Below are 15,278 nucleotides of genomic sequence, written 5' to 3' on the forward strand. Positions count from 1 at the left end.
TGATGCCGGTGACGCTAGCCGCCGGATTCGCCTTCGCCGAGCCGGTGTTTCAGATCATCGTTGAGCTTGTCCAGGGACAGGCGCACGTAATGCTCCACGTCGCGGCGGCGGAATCGCAATCCCAGGCCGGTGTGGTACACTTCCTGGAAAAAAATCACGCGACCATCGTCCTTTTCCTTCAGGCGAAGGACGTGCTCGGAGGCCAGGAACCAGGCGCCGAGCTTATGGGCGTAGGTCCAGCTCAAATACTTGGGAGCCATGAAACCGGTGATGGTGCCCGCCACGGTCTGCACGGGCTTTCCCCAGTACTGCAGATCCACTTCCAGCGGCGCATCGGCCGCGGCCTGGCCGCGCACCGCTTTCATCAGGCGATTCCACTCGGGATAGGCGGCGAAATCGGTGAGGATGCTCCAGACCCGCTCCGACGGGCCTTGCAAGGCGATCTCGGTGGCGATCTTCATGCTTCGTGAAAGGTAGTATTTCGCCGGCGATTATATCGCAAAGAAGTCCCAGGGCTGCCGATCGCGCAAGGCGGGGAAGTGCTTGCGCCATTGCTTGCAAGCGTCCAGATCCAACTTGGCCCGAAGCAAACCTTCTTCCGCGCCCGCCTGCGCGACCGGCTCGCCCTTAGGCGAGTACACGGCCGATCCGCCCGCATAGCGGAGGGCGTCCTGTTCCCCGCAGCAATTGACCCCGGCCACGAAAGCCTGGTTCTCGATGGCCCGCGCCTGGAGCAAGGCGCGCCAATGGCTTTGCCGGGCCTCGGGCCAATTGGCTTGCACCAGGATCAAGTGCGTGCCGCGGCCGGAGCCCGCGCGGTAAAGTTCCGGGAAGCGCAGGTCGTAGCAAATCGTAGGCTGCACCACCCACCCCTCCACGTCGACGGTGACGATTTCGCGTCCGGCCTCGAAGAGCTTATCCTCGCCGCCGTAGCTGAAGGGATGGATTTTACGGTAGGAGGTCCGCTCCGAGCCATCGGGGCCGAAGAGCAGGCTGAGATTGCGGTAAAGTCCCGCAGCCGTAAGCGGGCTCTGGGCTTCGTCCCCTTGGCCGGCGGTCCCGCCATGAAGTTCCCGGGCCCCCGGCTGGGATGCTTCCACCGTGGTCCCGGCCACCCAGCAGCGGGTCCTGCGGGCCAGGTCGGCGAGGAAGGCGCGGTCCGCCGCGGCCACGCCGGCCAGGGCTTCCGGGCCGAGGCTTCCCGCGGGAGTACGTCCGGAAGCGGGATTCGCTCCTCCCGATAACGTCGCGGCATCCAGGTAACCCGTGCTGAATAGTTCCGGAAGCACGATCATCGCCGGAACCGAGGGCTTGATGGGCGCGGTCAATGCCTGCACCTTGGCCCGATTCAATTCGGGCTTCCCTCGCGCGATAGCCATTTGCACCAGGTGCAGTTCCATTTCCATAGCCTTCTAATGTTAATTTAACCCCGAGGCACGTTTGCGCATCCCCATTGTCGGCCCTTATTTTCGCTGGCTGCAAAAAGGCAACCCCACCGGGACGGTGGAGCGCTATCCCGAAATCGATTCCGATTACCGTTCCTCGATCCCCGGTTTATACATCGTCGGCGATTTGACCGGGGTGCCCCTGCTCAAGCTCGCTTCGGAAAGCGGCGCCCGCGCGGCCCGGCACATCCTGGCGGACCCGGACTTCGTCGCGCGACAGGGCCGGGGAGAGGACGCCCATAGCGATGGCGGGGAAGGCGGCAACAAGGCCGGCGAAACGACCGGCGAAACGACCGGTGAAGGCCGACACGACGTGTTGATCATCGGCGCGGGACCCGCCGGGCTGGCCTGCGCCTTGGCCTTCGCGCGCGCCGGAGCGGACTACCTGGTTTTGGAATCGTCCCGGCCTTTCAGCACCATCGAGAATTTTCCGGCTGGAAAACCGATCCTGGCCAAGCCGGACGGCTATGCGGCCGTTTCGCCGCTGGCCATCCGGGATGGATCCAAGGAAAGCCTGCTTGCCGACCTGCATGGGCAAATCGATGGCCAAGGATTGAAACTACGCGCCGGCGTCCGCGTGGATCGGATACGACGGGACGGGAACCGGCTGCGGGTCGAAACTTCCCGAGGCGGGTTTTCCGCCCTGCGCGTGGTCCTCGCCATCGGCAAAACGGGGGATGCGCGGCGGCTGGGAATTCCGGGCGAAGATCTTCCCCACGTCTCCAACCGCCTGATCGATCCCGGGGATTTCCACGGGAAAAGCATCCTGGTGGCGGGCGGGGGAGATACGGCGGTGGAAGCCGCCTGCGCCTTGGCCGAAGCCGGCAATCAAGTGACCCTCGCCTATCGGGGTGGCGCGCTTTCGCGCCCCAAACCGGAAAACCGGGAAAGGCTGGAGTTCCTAAGGGAAGGCGGACGCATCGAAACCGCTTTCGGGAGCGTCCCCAAGGCCATCCGCCCGGGAGAGGCCGTCCTTTCGGAGACGCGGGGTGAGGGGCCGCCAGGCGAACGAACCCTCGCGGCGGACCAGGTGTTCGTCCTGATCGGGCGCGAATTGCCGATCGCCTTCCTGAAACGGTCGGGCATCCGGTTGGCGGGCGGAAAGGACGCGGCGGGGTTCGTCTTCCTGGCGGCCATGCTGGCCTTCTTCTGCATGGTCTATTTCGGCAAGGCGGGCGCCGCCCACGACGTTTTCCGAGGCGTCCACGGGTTAACCGGGACCGCCTGGGCGTATCTCACCGTCCCCTTCCGGCCCGACCTCGCCCGCGACCTGCCCTGGTCATTACACCATTATTCCTGGTATCCATCCCTTTGCTTTCTGCTGGGCTGGGCGGGCTCGCTCGCCTTCTTGATCGCCGGCCCCGTGGCCCTGATCGCCGCCCTGCGGCGCCGGCGGCGGTATTTCGGAACGCCCTGGGCCCGCTTCAAGTCCGCCTACTTCATCGCCGTCGCCGTTTTCTTCGCCGGGATCTATTTCCGATTCCTGCTGGGCCAAACCGCAGGCTGGTCCGAAGCCCCGACCTATTGGTACAGCCTTTTGTACAGCCTCACCGTCATCGTCTTCGGTCTTCGCCGCATGGCCGTCAAGAAGACGCGCTACATCCGCCGTCAAATGCTCGTGCTGATGGCGGTGCAGGTTTTCTTCCTGTTCCTGCTGCCCTTCCATTTGTTCGATCCGCTCATCAAGTCCCATTTCGCCGCCGATTCCTGGCTCATGCGGGAAGTCTTCCCGGCGGGCAAATATTCCTGCTTCGGCCTGGTGCTCTTCTGGCCCTTGGACATGAACGATTTCGGCCGCAGCGCCTTCTGGACCTGGTTCCCTTTCGTCCAGACTTTCGGGATCCTCTTCTTCATCGTTTGGCGCTGGGGGAAAGGCGCGTATTGCGGCTGGATCTGCAGCTGCGGCGGCATGGCCGAGGCATTGGGCGATGAATCCCGCGAGCAGGCTCCCCACGGTAAAGGGCCTAAGCGCATGGATAACATCGGCCAAGTCGTATTGGCCGCCGCCCTGGCGCTCACCGCCGCCGGCTACGCGTCCCGGCATCTTGGCGCCGGGCCTTTGTGGCTGGATACCTTCCGCGGGGTTTACAAATTGGGCATCGACGTGTTTTTCGCGGGCGTGCTCGGCCTGGGCCTGTATTTCTTCCTGTCCGGCCGCGTCTGGTGCCGGTTCGGCTGCCCCCTGGCCGCCCTGATGCACGTCTACGCGCGGTTCTCGCGCTTCCGTATCTTCGCTGAAAAGAAGAAATGCATCTCTTGTAACATCTGCACCAAAAGCTGCCACATGGGCATCGACGTCATGAATTACGCCAACCAAGGCATCCCCATGAACGACGTCCAATGCGTTCGCTGTTCGGCTTGCGTGCAGGCCTGTCCTACGGAAACCTTGGCGTTCGGCTCCATCCGGGCGCAGGCGGACCCGGAAAATCGCGGGCGCCAAGAGGCCCCCGATTTCCCGAAACAGGATTGGAAAGCGGGAATCCGGTAGGGCGGATCCGCTAGGGGCTTTTGGGGGGTGGAATCCGTCTTTATTAGATTGGACAATCCCCGGAGGCCTTCCGTAGGGGTCTGGACCTAATACGCAGTCATGAAATCCAAGATTTTGCTCATCGTTCTGTTGATCGCCGGCGTGGTCATCTTCAATTTCTTTTATCCCCTCAAAGATCATCTCAGCGATGCCTTGGATTGGTTCCGGGATCTGGGTCCCTTGGCGGTCATTCCTTATATCGCCGTATTCGTGCTGGCTTCGGTTTTCTTCATTCCCATCTCCGGCCTCATCATCATGGCGGGGACGCTCTACGGGCCCTGGCTGGGGTTCCTTTTGGCGGCGTTCTCGGCAACGCTATCGGTGGCGGTGTGCTACGCGGTAGGCAAAAAGCTTTGGCGGCAGCGGGTCGAACAATTGCGGCACGATCATCCGCGCCTGCAAACCGTTTTGGAGGCGGTTTCCAAGCACGGGAACATCCTGGTGTTCCTCATCCGCCTCAACCCGTTCCTGCCCTTTACGGTGCTGAACTACCTCTTCACCATCCCCAAGCTGGATCCGAAGCTGTATCTCTTCAGTTCCTTCCTGGCCCTAACCCCCGACATCTTCTTCTACCTGTACGTGGGCCACATAGGCAACGTATTGTTGGAAGACCCGTCCGAGTTGAAGCCGCTGACCTGGGTCATCTTAGGCATGGCCCTGGCGACTACGGTGGCGGCGGGTTTTATCCTGAACCACATGATCCGCAAGGCGGTTCCGCACAAGCCGGTGGATTTGGCCGATCGCACGGCGCGGGTAGGCTAGCCCCGGTAGGGCGTTTTCGGGCCGGCTCTGTCCGGCGAGATATCGCCCGGGCCTGTCATGTCGGGCCGGTTACCTCCGATTGAGCTACCGTTCCACGTCCAAAGCGCGTTGGAAACTGCGCTCTCCCACTTCCAGTCGGCACAGGTAAGCGCCCGGGGCCATGCCCGTCGCCTCGAAAGTGCGCGCATAGCTTCCGGAAGCCTGGAATTCGTCCACGACCGTCCTTACCAGTTGCCCGCGCATGTCGAACACGCGCAAGCGCACGCGCTCGGACGACGCCACCCGCCAGCGCAAAGTGGTCGCGCCCCGGAATGGATTCGGGAAATTGGGCTGAAGGCCGTCGCCGCGCTCGACGGGACCGCGCGGGAGGATGGGGGAGGACACGATGGGCAAGGCGGGGAAATCCTTCAGCATCACCTTGGAGAGATCGGCCGCGCCCACTCCCAGCCAATCCTTCAGGATGCTGGCGTAGATGGAGCGGTAGTCGTATTGCATGGGGATGTTATCCTTCACCGTCACGGTGGCGGGGATGACGGGATTGGTTCCCAACAAGCCCCCTTGCACTCCCGCGCCCCAGACGAAGAGCGGCGCCGAAGTCCCGTGATCGGTTCCGAGCGACGCATTGGATAGGATCCGCCGTCCGAACTCGGAGATGGTCATGCCCATCACGCGATTCTCAAGGCCCAGCAATTTCAGATCGTCCTGGAAGGCCACCAGCGCGTCGTTCACCTTGGCCAAAAGGTTGGCGTGGTTTCCCGTGGTCAAATCGGCGGCGGCCACCTGGTTGGCGTGGGTATCGAAGCCGCGCAAGGTCACCACGAAAATCCTGGTCTTGATGCCTCCCGCGATCAGGCGGGCTACGCCTTTCAGGGCGTCGGAAAGCGTATTGCCCGAAGCCGGATACAAGGTTGATTTATTGGTCGCCGCCGCCACCGCCTTCTTCAGGGAGTCCCCGTATTTCTGGGTTTCCGTCACCATCTGGCGGATGAAGGAAAGTTCGTGGCCGGCCGGGGTCGCGGGCGCGGTATCGACGCCGGCAGGGGTCAGGGTATAGATGGAAGTGGCGCTGGCTACGGCCATGCCCATTGGTACGGTGGGCCCCTGCAAGAGGGTGTACAGCGAGGATCCGATCTGCACCGCCGGCGGATCGGGGAAATCGGCGCTGGGGTAGCCGTCCGGATAACCAGGAAAAATGGTGTCTAGGTAGCGGCCCAGCCATCCGGTCGAAAGCACCTGGTTGTAGTCCGATCCGGAGAACCAGATGTCCGTGGAGCGGAAATGGCTCTGGTTATGGTTGGGGTAACCCACCGCCTGCACGATGCGCAGCTTCCCGTCCTTGTAGAGATTGCCCAAGCCGGCCAGCGCGGGATGCAGCCCGGTCTTGTCGTCCAGTTTTACGGCCTTATCGGCGGGAATGAGGATGTTGGCCCGCGCCTTGGCGAGATTATCGTACTGGTCCAGGGGCAGCACGGTGTTGAGGCCGTCGTTGCCACCGTCGAACCGTAGCACCACCAGCACCCGGTCCGAGGGGACCTGGGCCGCCAGGGCGGCCAAAGGCGAGGCGAAGGCGCGCGCCGCCGGACCGGCCCCCCCCGCCAAGGGGATCGCCGTCGCCGCCGCGCTCAGTTTCAGGAATTCCCTGCGTTCCATGCCGGCTCCCTTCAGCATAATTGGTACTCCGCCATTTCCATCATGGCCGTCAATAAGGCCCGTAGTCGCGTATCCACCGGCTTGATCAAGGTCGCGTCCGAAGGCGACGCCACGTAGGCGTCCCATTCCACGCCCCACTCGTAATCGGGCAGGCCGTTCAGCAAGGTGTCCTTCAGGTACTTCAGTTGGTTATCGGTGAGGTCGATGGGGAAGAGCAGGGCAGCCCATTCCGCCGCGATGACATCGGCCTTGCTGGGATCGGAGGTGGCCTTCGCCATGCTAAGGACGTCGGCTGAGAGGAAGGACTTGTCGGTGTAATACCCGTATCCCTTGGCCGCGGCCAGCTTGTCGGTATACTGCTCGCGGCGCGGCAGGGTATCCGAATTGATCCAGGCCTCGTAGAACACCGGGATCTGGTAGAATTCCGGCCAGCCCGCCACGTTGGGCGGATTCCCGATTTCCAGGCCCATGCGCGCGGCTTCGCCCACCAGCGCCTGCATCAGCGCGTATTGCTTGACCGGATCGGTGCCGTCGGGCAAGGGGATTTCCAACTGGCGCAGGCTCCCCGCCACGATGTCGACGGGGGTTTTGATGAAGCAACCCTGGTTGGCGGCGTCGTGGAAATGCGCGCTCTTGAGCAGGGTCGCCAGCACGGGCTTCACCTCGAAATCGCCCTTGATGAATTGATCCGCCAAGGGCGTGATGACATTGGCCTCCACGTCCGTCCCGATATCGTAGTACACGAACCAGCGGTACAGCTTGCGGCAGAAATACCTGGCCGTCTCGGTCTGGGCGAAAATCATGTCGACCAGATCCTTCAACTCCTGGGTCCCCGCATCGGCCCCGCTGCGGCCGGTAATGACCGTGCTGCCATAGGCGGCGGAAAAAGCCTTGTCCTTCGTGTCATGCTTTGTGGCCACGAATTCGGAGGCGTCCGCCCCGCGCACGTCCCGCCACCCGGTCAGCGCGCGGGCCGCGGCCTTCACGTCATCCTCGGTATAATTGGTGTAATTGCCCGCTGAAATCTCCGGCCCCTTGCCGATGGTGAACAGCTCTTGCACTTCGCGCCCGAAGTTCTCGTTGGGATTGGTGTTGGTATTGCTGTCCCCATTCAGGTATTTCAGCATGGCCGGGTCTATGGTGATCTGCTTGATCAGATCGCGGAAATTCCCCAGGGCGCTTTTACGCAACAGGGTATGATGCATCCACGCATAACGCGGATCGCCCACGGCATCCAGTTCGGTGGCCAGATGGTTATGCCAGAACAAGGTCATCTTCTCGCGCAGCGAGAATCCTTGCCCCAAAAGGATCGCCATCCACCAATTCTGCAAAGAACGTTGCCGGGTCGAATTGTAATTGCCGTCGTAATCGGAAACAGTCCAGGAGGTGCCCACCGGCGTGGGATCATTGGAGTCGGTGGAAAGCGGCAGGCCGGGCTCGGCATCCGTCGCATTCAGAAGCGCATCGACGCAGGTCGAGGCGGTAAGCCCCAGCGCATTGGCCAGATCGGCGCGAGTGTAGCCGAACAAGGTCCGGCGCAAAAGGTGGGTGGCATGGCGTTGATCCCATTTGCCCGCGTAAGGCTCCAGGCCCGTCGTCAGCGCAGCGCGTTTAGGCAACGCGGCGTTGGCGTATTTGGCGAAGGCGGCGTCGCCCGCCAAGGCGGTGGCGGCCTGCTTGCGAGCCGCCGCTAAGGTCCGTTCCTTCATGGGGTTCCTCCCGGGATGGTTTCCATCCGGGTATTTTAATCGCTCCGAGGGCCCTACACCAGAAAAAGATCCGATCCGATAACGGCCGGCCCTTTCCCGGTCGCTTCGGGAAGGCGGTGATTTCAGGTGGGAATCCGCTAATCCGATAACGGTGGCCCGTCCGAGCCTCGCTTGGAACCCGCCGCCAACTCCGCGGGTCCAATTGGGGTACCAGGGCAAGGGAAGGGGCCGTAGGCGCCCCCCCCTGGATTCGGAGAGTGTAGTTTAGGCCAGGAATGCCGCGAAAAGCACAACGCGCCGGCCCGGTCGGAGGCCCATGAAGCCCTGGATCGGCGCCGAAATGAAAAGCCTGGAAGAGCTCCGCGCAGGACGCTTGGAGGGATTGCATTGGATTTACGAGACTTTCGCCGGGCGGTTGCTGAACCAATGCTATCGCATCCTGCTCTCCCGGGAACAAGCCGAGGACGTGGTGCAGGATCTCTTCGTGCGGCTGCCCGATATCATCGGGGAGTTCCGCGGGGAAAGCGCGCTCGGCACCTGGTTGTATCGGGTGGCCCACAATATGTGCCTCAACCGGCTTCAGCAGGCGAAGAACCGCGCCAAGCTGGAATGGGAGAACGCGGAAGAGCTGGCGCCGCGCGCCCGGGGCGGTTCGGTGGAGCTGACCGATTTGCTGGCCAAGGCCCTGGCGGGCCTGGATGCGGAGACGCGGTCCTTGCTGTGGTTGAAGGAGGGCGAGGGCGTTCCCCTGAAGGAATTGTCCGTCATCCTCAAGCTGCCCGAGGGCACGCTCAAGTCGCGGCTCTCGCGGGCGCGCGACAAGGTGAAGGAATATCTCGAACAGGAGGCGAAGGTTGAAAAACGATCTTGACGGTCTCTTCCGCGAGGCCGAACGGTTGCGTCCGCGCCCGGAACTCTGGCGTCGCATCGCGGAGCGCTCCGCGCTGAGCCCGCGCGCCGGGCGGCGCCCCGACGCCGGGGGACGTTGGGAGTGGGCGGGCGTCCGCTACTTGCGCGCGGCGGCCGTCGTCCTCGCCGCGGGACTATTGGCTCTGGGCGCTTTCGGGCTATTTCGGGGGCCGGCGAACGAACCCGTTCGCGAAGCATCCGCCGCGGCGCCGTTATCGGCGCAGGCCGGGGCCGATACCGAATTAATCGATCCGGAGCTGCTGGGCTGGCAGGCGGATCTAGGGAACATCGATTTGGTGGCCGATGAGGCCGAGGAGGCATTATGAGGAATGGTATGACGGGAAAGGCGTTTTGGCGGCGCGCGGGCGCCGGGATGGGATTGGCGTTGGCCCTGGCCTTGTCGGCGGCGGCCCAGCCGGGGCCGGGCGGTATGGGCCATGGACCGATGGGGCACGACCACGAAGACGGAGGCATGGGGATGTTCCTGTCCCCCCGCATGTTCCACGAACTCGGGCTTTCCCCGGATCAGGAGAAGAAGCTGCGGGAGATCCATCTCGCGGCCGAGAAGAAGAAGATCCAGCTGCACGCCCAGAAGGCCACGCTCGAGCTCGATCTCAAGAATTCGCTTTCCATCTATCCCGTCAACAAATCCGAGGCCATGGCCTTGGCCGAAAAGATCGCGGACCTGGATAAGCAGATCACGCTTTTCCGGGTGGAGACCTTGACCCAAGTGCTCGGCAACCTCACCGCTGATCAGCACGCCAAGCTCCAGACCTTGCAGGAAGAGTGGATGGAAAAGCGGCGCGCCTGGCGCGACGAATGGGAGAAGGACCATCCCGGTCGCCGCGGCGGCAAAGATCAACGCCAAGGCCCGCCGGATCAGGGTCAATAAGATGCCTCGGCCGGGGAAGCCCTTCCGTATGAAAGGGCTCCCTCCCGGTCCGGGATCCTCCGCCACCAGGAAGTTATCTTTGGGGGCATGCGCGCCACGAAGTTGATCCCGTATCTGGCCCTTCTCGCGGCCACCGTTTCCCTTCCCGCCTTCGCAGCCGCCGCTGCGCAATCCTCCCTGCCCGCTGACCCTCCGGCAACGGCCTCCAAGGCGGCCGTCCCGGCCGCCCGAATCCAAGCGCCTCCGGCCTTGCACTTGCGTCTCGGGCTCGACAGCGTCGCCTGCGGCATCAGCCTACCGGCGGGCGGCCCCCCCAAGCGCGGGAAGGCGGGCCTCATCATCTGGCTGCACGGCGGCATGCGCAGCCAGAACCGCGAGAAGGGCTTTGAGGCCCATCGCGGTTGGTTGGACTACATCCCTCCGCGCCGCTATTACGTTTGCAGCCCTTCGGCCTATGCCGGGGCGGAATGGCCCACGCCCCAGGGCCTGGCGCACATCGAATTCCTCATCGGCTACATGCTGAAGAATTACCCGATCGATCCCGGCGACGTGAACATGGTCGGGGTCTCGGACGGCTGCCTGGGCGTGGTCAGCTATAGCCTGCAAGGCTCCCGACCGTTGCGCCATCGCGTCCTCATCTCGAGCGCGCCCCAACTCGTTCTTCCCATGGAAAGCCTTCCCGGGCAAGCCCGCTTCTCCCAGGGAACCTGGGACTTCGTCCAAGGCGGCAAGGATCGCTTGTTCCCTGCCGACCAGGTTTTCCCTTACTTGAGCCAATTCCGGGCGCTCTATCCCAACGCGCAGGTACATGCTTTTCCGGAAGGCGAGCACGACTTTTCCTGGTACGCCGAACATGCGCCCGACCTTTTGCGCACCTTCTTCGAGGAATCCCGGTCCCCGGGAAAAGGTCCCGCGACGGAAAAAAACGCAGCCGCGGCTAAGCCGGCACCTCCCCCGGGCCTGGATCAAAAACCCGCCCAAACCCGGAAATAACCCGCTCAAAATCCTAAATCCACCTACCCTGAATCGAATGGCCGCTAGCACGTCCGCGGGGAAATAGGCATAATTAGGGCATGGCGAACGCAAATCCCTTTACTCGATGGGCCGCTTTGCCGCTTCTTGCGGCGGCATTGGCCTGCGCCGACACGGGCTCGCCCGCTCCGGCCAAACCTTCTCCGGCAGCCGCGCCAGGTAACACCCAGGTTACCTCGGAAGCCAAGTCCCCCTTGACGGATGCCTTCATCGCGCAGGGCTCGCTGCACGTTTTCCTGGAGCGCCCGGCTTCGGTCACGGTCTACAACGCCCGCGGCCAGCAGATCTTCCGTCGCGATTCCCACGCCGCGCTCGAAATCGTACCCTTGCAGGGCGCGACCACCGGCTTCGTCTACCTCACGGTGCGTGCCGAAAAGGCGGAAGCGACGCGCAAGCTGGTTTATACCGGCAAGTAAACGTTCAATCGATTCATAACGGAAAAGGCGGATGGAAACATCCGCCTTTTTTCTTGGGTTTATTTTCCGGGAAGTCCCGGTCCTGCCATTGGCCCGCGGCGATAAACCGGTGGCCGATAACCCGCCCGCTTAGCGGCTGATAGGTAAGGTTCCCAGGTTCTGGGTTTCGCCGTCACGCGTCGCACGCATCAGATAGGACCCCGCTGGCATCGGGCCCAGGTGCAGGGGGAGGGTTTCCCCGGCCTTGCGGTTGCCCAGGGGGAAGGAGTGTTCTTTGCCCGCAGCGTCGAAAAGCGACAGGGTATTGTCGAAGCCGGGCTGCAAGAAGCGCAGCAGTAGGACCTGCCCGGAAGCGGAGCCTTCGCTGCGCAGGATGGACAGGCCCTTATGGGCTTGCGGCGACGATGGGCCGGGCAGGAGAGCGGTGGCGGGATATTTATTCAGGAAGACGTAGGTTCCGCGCCGACCGCCCACGACGATATCCGGTTTCCCGTCCCCGTTCACGTCGCCCACCTTGATCTGGCAGCCCGCCCCGATGTTCCCTTCGACTTTGTGCGGGGTAAAGGTGGCGCCCCCCGCTCCGCGTTTCAATTCCCACCAGTAGATCATGCTGGGGTTGCCGGGCACGACGGGGCCATGCGTACCCCAGCGGTTGCCTGCGACGAGATCGAGAAGCCCGTCGCCATTGATGTCGGCGAGGTTGAGATTATGGACCTGGCCGAAGGCCACGCCCCCGTACAGGCTTGCGCTGTCGGGGGTGCTCATGATCATGTGCTCCTTCCACTCGCCTCCTTTGCCATCGACGTTCTCTAGCCAATGCAGGCCCCAGGCATGCGCTTGGATGCCCGACACCACGTCGTTATCGCCGTCCCCGTCGATGTCGTAGGCGTACATATGGGCGCCGCCCTGGTTCTCCCCGGCAAAACGCTGCGAGCTGAAGGGCGCCGCGTGAAAGGTCCACTGGGCCGTACCCAAAGTCGCCGGCTGCTCGTACCATCCATGCATGGAAAACACATCGATGTGCCCATCCATGTTCACGTCGCCGGCCCCGATGCCATGGGAATTGATGCCGTAGGCGGTGGCCCCGTTTCCCGAACGCACTTCGCTGACGGCGCGAAAGGTCCATGGTCCCGTGAGGTTCGCCGCATTCTGCTCCCCTACGCCCACTTGGTTGTTTTGCATGACGATATATTCGGGCTTGCCGTCGCCGGTCACGTTCCCCAAATGGGGGCTTTCGGCGCCCAAGTTGGTGAGCATGGTGTGGGAGGTCCAATTGGCGGTGGCCGTGCGGGCGGTCGCGCCGGGATTCTGGTACCACTCCACCGAGCCGCAGCAGGGACCCATATTGGTCAGGATATCAGGGAAGCCGTCGTTGTTGAAGTCGTAAGTCTCGCATTGCCAGGGAGCGTCCGATCCGCCGCCGTACACGCCCGAATCGCCCTTAAGGGCTTTGCCGGCGCGGAAACGGTGCGAGACCTTCCAATCCGGGCCCTCGTACCAGAACGGGGGCGAGACGATATCCATATGCCCGTCCTTGTCGATGTCGGCGAAGTCGGCGCCTTCGTTGAAGAACTCAGTGCTCACGTCTACCCGGGTCCAATTCGCGGTATCGCCGCTCTGGGTCCGTCCCAGACAGATCAGTCCCAGTACGAGGTACGAGATTTTACGTAACATGGATGTTCCCCCCTAACGGATCACGGCTTGCAGGCGCCGGGCGCCCGCCTCTTTCACAACGAACAGTCCGCAACCGGATGCGGCTCCCCCGGCGGGAATCGCGGTCCTGCGCCCGTCCAGGGAATAGGTTTCGGCCGGCGAAGCCGGTCCCATCGGCCCTAGCCCCCGATCCGATGGCCGTAGCGGCTGGCGGACGGCGACGGTGGCCAAGTCCGCGATTTTGATGTCCTTGAAATAGATCGTCACCTTCTGATCGCTATGCGCCTGCAAAGCGATATAACCCGTGCTTCCGACGGTCTTGGATTTATGCAGCGCGTCGTTCAGAACGCCTTCGCCGTTCCAGTTCGCGTACGGGATCCCGTTGACGATTGTGCTGACGGTCATTCCCTTGACCCGGATCTCGAGGTCGTTCCAATCCGGGAAGTAATTGAATTTCCATCCCGCGGGAGTCGTGACATTGGACTTGGCGATGGTCCAGTCGGGCAGGTTCGGCCAAAACCAGCGTTCATCCCCCTTGGTCATATCCAGGACCAGGCCCGTGCGCCAGTTGTTGTTCGTATAGATGTCCACTTGCGGACCGTTGAGATAGCCTCCAGCGTCGTTGGGATCCCAGAAGCTTCGGAAATTGACGCCGCTATTGCCCTGTTCGCCCGTCGGGGCCGAGAATTTCAGCTTCAGGTCGAAGTCGGTATACTGCTTGTCGGAATACAGCCATTGCCACCCGGCCCCGCCGGCCGATTCAAGATCGATATAGCCGGCCTTGATGGTGGCGAATTCCTTGATGGTAGTCCCGGCGGTCTTGACCGACCAACCGGTCAGGTCGGTGCCGTTGAAAAGGGAAACGAAGGGCGTATCGGTTTGGGAAAAACCGAGCGAGGGCGATAGGCAGGGCAACAGGCAAACCAATCCGGGAAAGGAAAGGGCGCTCAGGATTCTCCGGAAGTCCATCGATTTTCCCCTGTCCCTTATCGCTTTTCCGGGACGGCCGACAAGACCGCCCGCCGTCCATCCGCGCCCACCGCGATGCCTTTTCCGGCTTCGAGCAGGAACCGCGCCGGGTCTGCCAGGCGGTCGCCCGTACGCAAGCCGGCCGCGCGAACGGTGGGAATCAAGATGCGGCTCGAAGACGTGGGCCAACCCGGGCGGTTCCTGCCCGCAACCAGAAGATCGATCTTATACAATCCGCCATCTCCCGTGATGAAGAGCGTTTTGTTGTCGGGCCCGCCGAAATGGCAGTTGTCGGTATTGCCCATGGCGCCGCTGGTGGACCGTTTGGGGGCCGCCACCGGAGCCGCGTCGATGCTGATGCTCCCCAGCTCCTTGCCCGTCGAATCGCTTACGAAGACTTTTCCCTGGCCCCAGTTGGCGTGCCATACGTTCCCCAGCACGTCCACGGTCAGGCCGTCGGTGTCCCCGTTGGGGCTCGCGACGAAGACGGCGCAATTCGAAAGCACGCCGGTGGCATTGTCCACCTTGCACTTCTGGAGCCCGCCGGAAGCCACATACACGATGGACTTCTCTTCGATCCATTCCACGCCGTTGACGCCTTGGAAGGTGCGCGTGGTGATCGTCCCGGCGGTATTCCGGAAGAACAGGGTATTGCCGTTCAGGTTGGTGAAGAAAACGGCGCCCGCGGAATTGATGGAAAGATCGTTGACGCGGCCGATGGACGCGCTCGGCGTGGAGGCGTGCAGCACCGTAACCTTGCCGTCCTTTTCCACCCGCAGCAAACTGTCGTGCATGCAGATGTGCAATCGGCCTTCATTGTCGAATTCCAGCCCGTTCGATCCGCGGCTGGGATCCTTGTATACCGATTTCACTCCCTGGGGGGTGATCTTCCAGATGCGGCCGTTGTCCACGTCCGGATCCTCGGAGAAGAAAACGTTCCCGTCGGGATCCACGTTCACGCCTTCGGAATAGGAAAGGCCGACATGGACATCGACGACCTGGGCGCCCGGCGCCGCCAGGGAGGCGGGAAGATTGACCTGATGGGCTGAATGTACGCTCGGGGCGGCCCATAACAATCCCGCCCACAACATCGGTTTCCGAATCCCCATTCCCATCCGCATGTACCTCTTTGCTGGAGTCCCCGGCCGGGAAGATTCCGGCCCCCGTTCGGATTCTTAAAATACCGTGAGTGCCGGTTTCGTGCGTTCGACTTCCGGACATTCCGGCACTGTTCCTATTCCCGTATATTCCGGACGCAAGCCGGGAATCTCGTCATGAGCCGGTATTTATTGGCCGGGGTCCGCGATGAAAATC

Annotated in this window: 14 protein-coding genes; 7 read left to right on the forward strand and 7 right to left on the reverse strand. The window is 62.6% G+C overall.

What is annotated here, in order from left to right; genetic code table 11:
• Positions 1-14 precede the first annotated feature (14 nt).
• Positions 15-461 carry an SRPBCC domain-containing protein gene (locus tag JF616_07295; GenBank protein MBW8887549.1) on the reverse strand — a complete coding sequence of 149 codons (447 nt, stop codon included), beginning with the start codon at positions 459-461 and terminating at the stop codon, positions 15-17.
• 30 nt (positions 462-491) lie between these two features.
• The gene (locus JF616_07300; GenBank protein ID MBW8887550.1) at positions 492-1,400 is read right to left on the reverse strand and encodes a carbon-nitrogen family hydrolase; all 909 of its coding nucleotides are present in this window, start codon (positions 1,398-1,400) and stop codon (positions 492-494) included.
• Positions 1,401-1,440: 40 nt separating this feature from the next.
• Here JF616_07300 and JF616_07305 point away from each other — a divergent pair, with 40 nt between their 5' ends.
• The gene (locus tag JF616_07305; protein ID MBW8887551.1) at positions 1,441-3,933 is read left to right on the forward strand and encodes an NAD(P)-binding domain-containing protein; all 2,493 of its coding nucleotides are present in this window, start codon (positions 1,441-1,443) and stop codon (positions 3,931-3,933) included.
• A 99-nt stretch (positions 3,934-4,032) separates the two neighbouring features.
• Complete coding sequence (locus JF616_07310) at positions 4,033-4,734, forward strand: TVP38/TMEM64 family protein (protein MBW8887552.1); 702 nt, start codon at positions 4,033-4,035, stop codon at positions 4,732-4,734.
• Between the two features lie 84 nt (positions 4,735-4,818).
• On the opposite strand, the gene JF616_07315 is transcribed toward JF616_07310, so the two are convergent.
• Both JF616_07315 and JF616_07320 read right to left on the reverse strand, forming a co-directional pair.
• Positions 4,819-6,402 carry a DUF1501 domain-containing protein gene (locus tag JF616_07315; GenBank protein ID MBW8887553.1) on the reverse strand — a complete coding sequence of 528 codons (1,584 nt, stop codon included), beginning with the start codon at positions 6,400-6,402 and terminating at the stop codon, positions 4,819-4,821.
• Positions 6,396-8,093, reverse strand: coding sequence for a DUF1800 domain-containing protein (locus JF616_07320; protein MBW8887554.1), 1,698 nt, complete (start codon positions 8,091-8,093; stop codon positions 6,396-6,398). The genes JF616_07315 and JF616_07320 overlap by 7 nt, the downstream gene beginning before the upstream one ends.
• A gap of 316 nt (positions 8,094-8,409) precedes the next feature.
• Here JF616_07320 and JF616_07325 point away from each other — a divergent pair, with 316 nt between their 5' ends.
• From JF616_07325 to JF616_07345, 5 genes are all read left to right on the forward strand, one after another.
• Positions 8,410-8,964: an RNA polymerase sigma factor gene (locus tag JF616_07325; GenBank protein MBW8887555.1), complete on the forward strand. Its 555-nt coding sequence runs from the start codon at positions 8,410-8,412 to the stop codon at positions 8,962-8,964.
• On the forward strand, positions 8,948-9,328 hold the full coding sequence (locus tag JF616_07330) for a hypothetical protein (GenBank protein MBW8887556.1): 381 nt from the start codon (positions 8,948-8,950) through the stop codon (positions 9,326-9,328). Before JF616_07325 ends, JF616_07330 begins: the two co-directional genes overlap by 17 nt.
• Positions 9,325-9,894, forward strand: coding sequence for a hypothetical protein (locus JF616_07335; GenBank protein ID MBW8887557.1), 570 nt, complete (start codon positions 9,325-9,327; stop codon positions 9,892-9,894). Before JF616_07330 ends, JF616_07335 begins: the two co-directional genes overlap by 4 nt.
• Before the next feature lie 87 nt (positions 9,895-9,981).
• Positions 9,982-10,887 carry a hypothetical protein gene (locus JF616_07340; GenBank protein ID MBW8887558.1) on the forward strand — a complete coding sequence of 302 codons (906 nt, stop codon included), beginning with the start codon at positions 9,982-9,984 and terminating at the stop codon, positions 10,885-10,887.
• Positions 10,888-10,967: 80 nt separating this feature from the next.
• Positions 10,968-11,342, forward strand: coding sequence for a hypothetical protein (locus JF616_07345; GenBank protein MBW8887559.1), 375 nt, complete (start codon positions 10,968-10,970; stop codon positions 11,340-11,342).
• Between the two features lie 129 nt (positions 11,343-11,471).
• Here the strand turns inward: JF616_07345 and JF616_07350 are convergent, their stop codons facing one another.
• From JF616_07350 to JF616_07360, 3 genes are read right to left on the reverse strand one after another with little or no spacing between them, the layout of a single operon-like run.
• Positions 11,472-13,016: a VCBS repeat-containing protein gene (locus JF616_07350; protein MBW8887560.1), complete on the reverse strand. Its 1,545-nt coding sequence runs from the start codon at positions 13,014-13,016 to the stop codon at positions 11,472-11,474.
• Positions 13,017-13,028: 12 nt separating this feature from the next.
• The gene (locus JF616_07355) at positions 13,029-13,964 is read right to left on the reverse strand and encodes a DUF1080 domain-containing protein (GenBank protein MBW8887561.1); all 936 of its coding nucleotides are present in this window, start codon (positions 13,962-13,964) and stop codon (positions 13,029-13,031) included.
• A gap of 17 nt (positions 13,965-13,981) precedes the next feature.
• Positions 13,982-15,073, reverse strand: coding sequence for an SMP-30/gluconolactonase/LRE family protein (locus tag JF616_07360; GenBank protein MBW8887562.1), 1,092 nt, complete (start codon positions 15,071-15,073; stop codon positions 13,982-13,984).
• Positions 15,074-15,278 lie beyond the last annotated feature (205 nt).

The organism is Fibrobacterota bacterium, assembly GCA_019509785.1.
Classification (GTDB): Bacteria; Fibrobacterota; Fibrobacteria; order UBA11236; family UBA11236; genus Chersky-265.